4 protein-coding genes are annotated in these 2,447 nt (G+C 75.7%); 2 read left to right on the top strand and 2 right to left on the bottom strand.

Annotated features, from left to right (window positions below; translation table 11 throughout):
• Together AC1DY2_RS18570 and AC1DY2_RS18575 are read left to right on the top strand one after the other, a co-directional pair.
• Positions 1 to 82, top strand: an 82-nt coding sequence (locus AC1DY2_RS18570; protein ID WP_476763757.1) for a DUF6412 domain-containing protein, incomplete at its 5' end; no start/stop codon positions are given.
• A gap of 109 nt (positions 83 to 191) precedes the next feature.
• Positions 192 to 1,007 carry a YidC/Oxa1 family membrane protein insertase gene (locus AC1DY2_RS18575; protein ID WP_476763754.1) on the top strand — a complete coding sequence of 272 codons (816 nt, stop codon included), beginning with the start codon at positions 192 to 194 and terminating at the stop codon, positions 1,005 to 1,007.
• Between the two features lie 24 nt (positions 1,008 to 1,031).
• Here the strand turns inward: AC1DY2_RS18575 and AC1DY2_RS18580 are convergent, their stop codons facing one another.
• Both AC1DY2_RS18580 and AC1DY2_RS18585 read right to left on the bottom strand, forming a co-directional pair.
• A complete protein-coding gene (locus tag AC1DY2_RS18580; protein WP_476763755.1) occupies positions 1,032 to 1,763 on the bottom strand; it encodes a glutamine amidotransferase in 732 nt (243 codons plus the stop codon).
• Positions 1,760 to 2,447: LysR family transcriptional regulator substrate-binding protein (locus AC1DY2_RS18585; protein WP_476763756.1), on the bottom strand; the 688-nt coding region annotated here is incomplete at its 5' end. The genes AC1DY2_RS18580 and AC1DY2_RS18585, both read right to left, overlap by 4 nt.

Here is a 2,447-nt window from a genome sequence, read left to right on the forward strand (position 1 = left end):
GCGACTCCTCGCGCAGAGCGACCCCGATGCGGCCGGGCGCCCGCGTCCCAGGGCGCCGGGGCGCGGCATCCCGGCCGCGTAGCTCCCGACCGACCGCCCTTCGACGTCCCGCCTGACGGGGCGCTCGCACGTGCACGGTCCCGCCCTCGCGGCCAGACGGATCCCGCATCCCTCGACCGCAAGGACACCTCATGAACCTGTACGACCTTCCGCCCGTCGCCGCCGTGCTCGACGCGGCGCACGCCCTCCTCATGCACCTCGCCGCATGGCTCACGCCGTTCGCCGGCGCGTCGAGCGCGGCCGCCGCGATCGTGCTGGTCACGCTGCTCGTGCGCGCGCTGCTCATCCCCGTCGGCATCTCGCAGGCGAAGGCCGAACGCACGCGCGCCCGGCTCGCCCCCCGCCTGGCCGAACTGCGTCGCCGCCACGCGAAGGACCCCGAGCGCCTGCAGCGCGAGACCATGGCGCTCTACGCCGACGAGGGCGCGTCGCCGTTCGCCGGCTGCCTGCCGATGCTCATCCAGGCGCCCATCGTCGGCGTGATCTACGCCCTCTTCGTGCTGCCGACGATCGCGGGCCACCCGAACGCGCTGCTCGAGCAGACCCTGCTCGGCGTGCCGCTCGGTTCCAGCTTCGCCGGCTCGATCGCGTCGGGCACCCTCACGCCCGGTGCGCTGCTCGTGTTCGGGGCACTGATCGGCGCGATCGCGCTCGTCGGCGAGCTCACTCGCCGTGCCTTCCGCCCGCAGCCCACGCCGCAGGACCGACCCGCTGCACGCCCCGGCGACGCCGCATCGGGGACGGATGCCGCGGCGGCGGTGCTCGGCTCAGCGGCCATGCTCCGGGTGGTCGGCCTCCTCCAGTTCGTCACGGCGGTGATCGCGGCGTTCGTGCCGCTCGCGGCGGCGCTCTACCTGCTCGTCACCGTGACGTGGACGCTCGGCCAGCGCCTCGTGCTGCGGCGCGTCTATCCGCTGCCGCCCGCGCTGCCCGCCCTTCCGGCGTGAGCGCCCGCGCCCGCCCCGCTCGGCTCAGGCGTCGGCGAGGTCCACGAAGCGGCGAAGCAACCGTTGCGGTTCGGTGACGGATGCCGCGGCGAGCCGCTCGCTCACGGCCCGCAGCTCGCTCGCCGGGAAGTAGCCGTGATGGCGGTACACCTGTGCGCGGGCCACGAAGTCGTGGGTGGACACCTCGGGGTGGAACTGCGTCGCGTAGACCCGGCGCCCCACCCGGTACACCTGCACCGGGCACGCCGCCGAGGACGCGAGCAGCACCGCGTCGTCGGGCAGCCGCTCGGTGGCCTCCTTGTGGCCGACCAGGGCGTGGAAGCGGCGGGGCAGCTCGCCCACGAGCGGATCGGCGACGCCGTCGGGCGTGAGGCTGATCTCGACGGCGGCGGCCTCCTCGCCGTGCTCCGTGCCGACGACCCCGCCGAGCACGCGCGTCAGCACCCCGATGCCGTAGCAGGTGAACAGCAGCGGGTGGTCGCGCTCGACGGCGTCCTCGGCGAGCCGCGCGAGGTCGGCCTCGACGCGGCGCTGCACCGGATGCTTCGACGCCTCGGGCGTCGTCACGTTGTACGGGCTGCCGCCCACCACGACCCCGGCGACCTCGTCGAGCCGCAGGTCGCCGAGCGGATCCACGTCGAGTCGCACGTGCTCGAGCCGGCCGGCGTCGAGGCCCATGGCGCGCCGCACGGACTCGTACTCGGGGCCGACGGCCTCGACCTCGGGGCGCGCCGAGAGGAAGAGGAACGGCTTCATCGCGAGCGACCGCCTCGCTTGCGCGCGCTGCGCCCCGAGCGGGCCGACGACGCGCGGCCGCCGGCGCGCGACGCACCGCCCGTGCCGCCCGCCTTCCCGCCCTTCGTCGCCTTGCCGCCCTTCGCGCCCTTGGCCTTCTCGGCCGCCGCGGCCTTCGCGTTCGCCTTGGCCTTGGCCGTGGCCTTCGCGGGCGCAGCGGCCTCCTCGTCGTCACCCGCGCGCCGTGAGCTGCGCGCCGTACGCCCACGCACCACGCCGACGAGCTCCTGGATGTCGGCGTCGTCGCGCTCGACGCGCCAGACGAGCGCGATGCGCGTCGGCGCGGCATCCGTCAGCGGCACGGCCACGACATCGCGGCGGTGGTGCAGGCGCGCGACGCCGTGGGGGAGGATCGCGTGGCCCGTGCCGGCAGCCACGAGCTCGACGGTCATCGCGGCGTCGGGCTGCGCCGGCGCGAGCGGTCCGCCCGCGAGGTCGGCGAGCGTCAGTGCCTCTGCCTCGGCGAGGGGGTGGTCCTTCGGGAGCACGGCGACGGCGAGCTCCTCCCAGAGCTGGATGACGTGCAGGCCCGCATCGTCGACGGGCAGGCGCACGAACGCGACATCCGCCTCGCCCGCGCGCAGGTCGGCGAGCTGCTCGGCCTCCTCGACGCGCACGGCCTCGAGCGGCAGGTCGGGCCGTCGC

Source organism: Agromyces sp. P1_H4 (assembly GCF_056405255.1).

Excerpts from the sequence above, each read along its gene's own strand:
- AC1DY2_RS18575 (WP_476763754.1), top strand. The coding sequence starts at position 192 with ATGAACCTGTACGACCTTCCGCCCGTCGCCGCCGTGCTCGACGCGGCG.
- AC1DY2_RS18580 (WP_476763755.1), bottom strand. The coding sequence starts at position 1,763 with ATGAAGCCGTTCCTCTTCCTCTCGGCGCGCCCCGAGGTCGAGGCCGTC.